Consider the following 5,434-nt stretch of genomic DNA (forward strand, 5'->3'; position numbering starts at 1 on the left):
GGACAGGACCGAGCACAGCATGAAGCAGACGATCTTGACCCTGGCGGTCGGGATGCCCATCGAGGCGGCGGCCGGCAGGAAGCCGCCGGTGGCCTTGATCCAATTTCCGAAATTGGTGCGCGACAGCATCAGTGAGGTGAGCACCGCCACCGCCACGAACCACAGGAAGGACATGCGGAACATGTTGCCAGGCCCGACAAAGGAGGTGAACAGCCAGTTGGGCAGGTCGGCGGGCAACAGCGGCGGGAAACCGCCCGAGACCACGACCGTGAGCGAGCGCGCCATGAACAGCATGCCGAGCGTGGTGATGAAGCTCGGAATCGCGAAGCGGATGGTGACGTAGCCGTTGATGAAGCCGATCGCCGCCGCGACCAGCAGTCCGGCGAGCAGCGCCAGGGGGAACGGCCAGCCATGCACCATCAGCACCGCCATCGACATCGGCATCAGCGCAAAGACCGACCCGACCGAGAGGTCGAACTCGCCGCTGATCATCAGGATGGTGACGCCGATGGCGACGAGGCCAGCCTCGGGCAGGATGCCGAGAATGCCGCGCAGGTTGTCGGCGTTCAGGAACACGCCATGCGAGCGCACCTGGAACAGGACGATGAGCAGCACCAGAAGGATCAACCCGGCCAGCTCCGGTTTTTCGAGATAGGTCTTGAACAGGCGCTTCAACGCAAGGCTCCGGAGGTTCGGGATTCAGGCGCATCGGCGACGGTAGGCGTCGCCGATGCGGGTCTCGCTATTTGAGGAGCTTACCTCAGTCCCTGCGCGGACAGCGCCATGATGCTGTCGGCTTCCTTCGGCCTCACGATGCCCTGGCCGGTGTCGATGTCGGAGGGGGCAAGGCCGATCTTCTTGTTGAGATAGGCCTCCATCACCGGCATGAAGCCCTGCATGTAGGGCTGCTGGTCGACCAGCGCCTGGACATAGCCCTTTTGCATCTGCTGCAGCACCTCGGGAACGAGGTCGAAGCCACCCAGCAGCACCTTGCCCGGCGCCACGCCGCGATCGGCCAGCACGCGCGCCACGCCGGCGCACCAGAAGCCGGTGTCGAAATAGGCCGTGGTGTCGGGATGGGCGTTCAGATAGGCGCCGACACGGTCGGAGGTGATGGCGAGATCGGTGCCGCTGTCGATGCGCTCCCACGACACGTCGCGATCCTTATGCGCGGCCTTGTACTCCTCGAGGAACTGCATGATACCGGCGCCGCGGCTTTCCGACCAGTTCTGGCCGGGAGCCGAAATGCCGACCAGCACCTTGATCGGGCCGTCCTTCGGGAAGCTCTCGGAAATCGCCTTGGCGAGCGAATAGCCGGCCGGCTTGAAGCCCTGGCCGACGAAAGCCTGCCGCGCATTGCCCTTGGCGCCCTCGGTGTCGTCGACATTGACGGCGATCACCAGCACGCCGGCGTCGCGCGCCTCCTTGATGACGTCGTCCAAGGCGTGATCGTCGACGATGGAGGTCAACAGCGCGTCGGGCTTGGCGGCAAGGGCTGCGCGCATGTTCGCGACCTGCTGCTCGACCGAGCCCTCGGTCTGGGTGAAGACCATGTTGCAGTTCGCCTCGACCTTGGCGCACGCGTCGTCGAAACCCTTCTTCACCGCCTGCCAGAACGTGTTCGAAGCCGACGAATGATGGGTGAAGACGATGTTGAGCCCGTCGGCGCGGGCCACGGATTGGCCGCCGATCAGGGCGACGCCGAGCAATAACATTGCGGTGAGTTTCTTCATGTCTGTTCCTCCCTTTGGATTTTTCAGATGCTTGTCCCGTCGCTGACGCGACGGTGGACGGTGTAGGCGCGGCCGAGGTCCGGGCTGAGCGCCAGTCCCAGGCCCGGCCCGGGCGGCACGGTGATCATGCCGTCCTTCACTTCCGGCAGCGCGGTGACCAGATCGCGGTACCAGGTGCGATAGAAGGCGCGCACACTTTCCTGGACCAACGCGTTGGGCGCATTGAGCGAAAGATGCGTCGAGGCGGCGAGCACGACCGGACCGGTGCAGTCATGCGGCGCCACCGGCAGCCGCCACGCCTCGGCCATCGAGGCGATCTTGCGTGCTTCCGACAGGCCGCCGCACCAGGAGATATCGAGCATGACGATGCCGGCTGCCCCGGTCTCCAACAGGTCGCGAAAAGCCCAGCGGCTGCCGAGCGTCTCCGAGGCCGAGATCGGCGCCGGGCTGGCGGCGGCGTAGCGCTTGAGGTCGCCGAGGCTGTCCATGCGGATCGGGTCCTCGTGCCAATAGGTCGCATACGGCTTGAGCGCCTGCGCGATCTTCATGGCCGGCAGGAGCTGCCACATGGAGTGGAACTCGACCATGACGTCCATCCGGTCGCCGACGGCTTTGCGAATCTTTTCAAAGGGCTCGAGCGCCACCTTCAAGTCGGCCGCCGAAATGTCGTTGCCGCGCGTCTTCTCCGCCGCGTGATCGAACGGCCAGATCTTCATGGCGGTGATGCCGTCGTCGAGCAATTCCTCGGCCAGCTCGCCGGCGCGGGTGAGGAAGGCGTTGAGGTCGTCGTAGTCGCGCTTGGCGCCGATGCCGTAATTGGCCGTCGTCTGGCCCTTGGCGTCCTTGATGTATTCGGTGCCGGCGCAGGTGTTGTAGGTGCGGATCGAACGGCGGCTGAAGCCGCCGAGCAATTGCGCGACCGGCTGGCCGGTGGCCTTGCCGAAAATGTCCCACAGCGCGATGTCGAAGGCCGAGTTGCCGCGCACCTCGGCGCCGCTGGAGCGGAAGCCGAGATAACCGACGAGATCGGCGGCGAGCAGGTCGATCTGCAGGGGATCGCGGCCGATCGCCCTGGGCGCGACATATTCGTGCAGGTATTCCTCGACGGTGCGCGACAGGAAGAAGGTCTCGCCGAGGCCGGTGATGCCCTCATCGGTATGGACCTCGACCCAGAGCAGATTCGGCCGCTCCTCGATGCGGATGGTTTCGATGGCGGTGATCTTCATCGGGCTGTCCCCATGCTAGGCGATCCCCGCGTCGATGAGCGCCTTGACGCTCTTGTCGAAATGCTCGGCCATGTGCTCGGCCGCCAGCCGTGGATCGCCCTTCAGGATGGCGTCGGCGATGTCCTCGTGGCCCTTGATCATCTTGAGTTGGGCCTCGTCGGACGAGCGGGTCCGCCAGCCGATCACCCAGGTGCGCCGCGTGACGCCGCTGAAGGCGGTGACGATCAGCGAAAAAACAGGATTGTGCGAAGCCGCCGCGATCGCCTCGTGGAAGGCGATGTCGTGCTCCATGACCGCCTCGGGGTTCCTGAAATTCTCGCGCATCTGCCGGGCCGATTGGGCAATCGCCGCGGCCTCCTGGTCGGTGCGGCGCAATGCGGCAAGCGCAACCGTGCGCATCTCGATGGTGCGCCTGACGTCATAGACCTGCTGCACGCTGATCTGCTGGGTGGTGATGCCGTGCTCGATCACCATCGACATGGCGCCGGTATCGAGCTTGGCGACAGTGGCGCGGCGCCCCGCGCTCATGTCGATGAGGCGCATCGCCGACAGTGAGCGGAAGGCCTCGCGCACGACGGTACGCGAGACGTTGAGCTGGCGCGTCATGGCAGCTTCGCTAGGCAGCGGATCGCCCGGCGCAAGGCCTTCCGAGCGGATGTGCTGGGTGATGGCCTGGATCGCCGTGCTGACCAGTCCGGGATTCGGTTCGCCCGGTGGATCCGTCTGCTCCTGCATTCCGTTCCCTCAAAAACCTGTATGACAGGTTGTTATTAAATTGCTCGTAATTCAGACGAAAGATATATGTCAAGTGCATTTCCCGAGAGACGGAGGAGCCGCCACATGCCCGAAACCGATGCCACTCTGATCTTCGACGCGCGCGACGTGGTCGGCGAGAGCCTGGTGTGGGACGACCGGCGCGGCAGGCTGGTCTGGGTCGACATCATCGGCCGCCGGATCCATCGGCTGGACCCTTCGACCGGAGCGCATGAAAGCTGGCCGACGGGCGACCTCGTCACCTCGGTCGGCCTGCGCGCCGACGGCGGCGCCATAGTCGGGTTGCGCAAGGACATCGCGCTCTGGGATTTCGGCGGACCGTTCCGGGCATTCGCGGCGATCGAGGCCAACCGGCCGGACTCGCGGCTCAACGAAGGCGTGGTCGCGCCGGACGGCTCGCTCTGGGTCGGCACCATGGCCAACAATATCGGGCCGGACGACGCGCCGATGGCAATCACAAGCGATGAGGGCCGGCTCTACCGGGTCGGCCCGGACGGCGACGTGAGGCGCCTCAGCGAAGACCGGTTCGGCATCACCAACACGATGGTGTGGCTGCCCGACGGACGCTTCATCACCGCGGACACGATGAAGAACGCGCTTTACAGCTATGGTTGGGACCGGAAGGCTGGACGGCTCGGCGAAGCGTTCCCCTTCTTCACCGGCTTCGAGCGCGGCCTGCCGGACGGCTCATGCCTCGACGCCGAGGGTTATGTCTGGAACTGCAGGGTGGTTGGCGGAAGCTGCCTCGCCCGTATCGCGCCCGACGGCAGGCTCGACCGGATCGTCGAACTGCCGTGCAGCTGGCCGACGAGCTGCGCTTTCGGCGGCGCAGGTCTCGACACGCTCTTCGTGACCTCCGCGCGCTTCACGATGAGCGCGGAGCATCTTGCCGCCACCCCCTTCGAGGGCGGCCTGTTCGCGCTCAAGCCCGGCGTGCGCGGCGTGCCCGCCAACCGCTTCAGATGATCTCCCATCGAAGAGCGCCGATGAGTGCGTTCAAGGTCTGAGCGAGGCGCGCGAACCGCCAATCTCCAGGCAATGCGAAATTGCCGCCGCGCCAAGGCGCCTCGAAATATTGATTGCCGGGCGCCGCGAAGCGCGCGAAGCATTCATATCAACATGAGGCAACCCATGCGAACCGCATCCTGTGCCTGCGGGCAACTGAAGATCTCTTGTGACGGCGAGCCGAGACTGGTGGCGCTGTGCCACTGCCTCGACTGCCAGAGGCGGACCGGCAGCACTTACGGCATTGCCGCTTTCTTTGCGCGCGCCGCGGTCAGGGCCGAAGGGACTGCCAGCACCTACAGGCGGTTGTCCGACGGCGGCCATGCGGTCACTTTCCATTTCTGCCCGCAGTGCGGCTCCAGTGTCTTCTGGGAGCCGGAGCGCAAGCCGGACGCGATCGCGGTGGCGGTCGGATGCTTTGCCGATCCGGACTTTCCCTCGCCGACGCGCATTGCATGGGAGGAGAGAAGGCATGCGTGGGTAGGCAATCCGGGCGCGAAATAGCTTGATGCGGGCGCCGAAGCCGCCGCCCCCCTTTGGGGGAAATTAGGCGCTCCGCGGCTTCGCCAATCGCCTTGGTGCAATCCAATCCGGTTCGTGCCCCGCCCGGTCCATGCTAACAAAAGCGCTTTCAACAATTCCAACGAATGGACAGCGACATGGCAGGCGAAAAAGTAGCTCTGGTGACGGCGGGCG

General features: G+C 65.2%; 6 protein-coding genes. 2 read left to right on the forward strand and 4 right to left on the reverse strand.

Annotated elements, in window-relative coordinates; all coding sequences use genetic code 11:
- The 4 genes from EOD07_RS20915 to EOD07_RS20930 form a co-directional block, all read right to left on the reverse strand.
- Positions 1-675: ABC transporter permease (locus EOD07_RS20915; RefSeq protein ID WP_164772397.1), on the reverse strand; the 675-nt coding region annotated here is incomplete at its 3' end.
- 80 nt (positions 676-755) lie between these two features.
- Complete coding sequence (locus EOD07_RS20920; protein WP_040980481.1) at positions 756-1,733, reverse strand: sugar ABC transporter substrate-binding protein; 978 nt, start codon at positions 1,731-1,733, stop codon at positions 756-758.
- Between the two features lie 23 nt (positions 1,734-1,756).
- Positions 1,757-2,959, reverse strand: coding sequence for a mandelate racemase/muconate lactonizing enzyme family protein (locus EOD07_RS20925; protein WP_127236817.1), 1,203 nt, complete (start codon positions 2,957-2,959; stop codon positions 1,757-1,759).
- Positions 2,960-2,974: 15 nt separating this feature from the next.
- On the reverse strand, positions 2,975-3,694 hold the full coding sequence (locus EOD07_RS20930; RefSeq protein ID WP_052457644.1) for a FadR/GntR family transcriptional regulator: 720 nt from the start codon (positions 3,692-3,694) through the stop codon (positions 2,975-2,977).
- A gap of 105 nt (positions 3,695-3,799) precedes the next feature.
- On the opposite strand from EOD07_RS20930, the gene EOD07_RS20935 reads away from it, so the two are divergent.
- The gene (locus EOD07_RS20935) at positions 3,800-4,699 is read left to right on the forward strand and encodes an SMP-30/gluconolactonase/LRE family protein (protein WP_127236818.1); all 900 of its coding nucleotides are present in this window, start codon (positions 3,800-3,802) and stop codon (positions 4,697-4,699) included.
- A 165-nt stretch (positions 4,700-4,864) separates the two neighbouring features.
- Positions 4,865-5,242 (forward strand): GFA family protein, encoded by a 378-nt coding sequence (locus EOD07_RS20940; RefSeq protein ID WP_127236819.1) that lies wholly within the window; start codon positions 4,865-4,867, stop codon positions 5,240-5,242.
- Positions 5,243-5,434 lie beyond the last annotated feature (192 nt).

Source organism: Mesorhizobium sp. M2C.T.Ca.TU.002.02.1.1 (genome assembly GCF_003997225.1).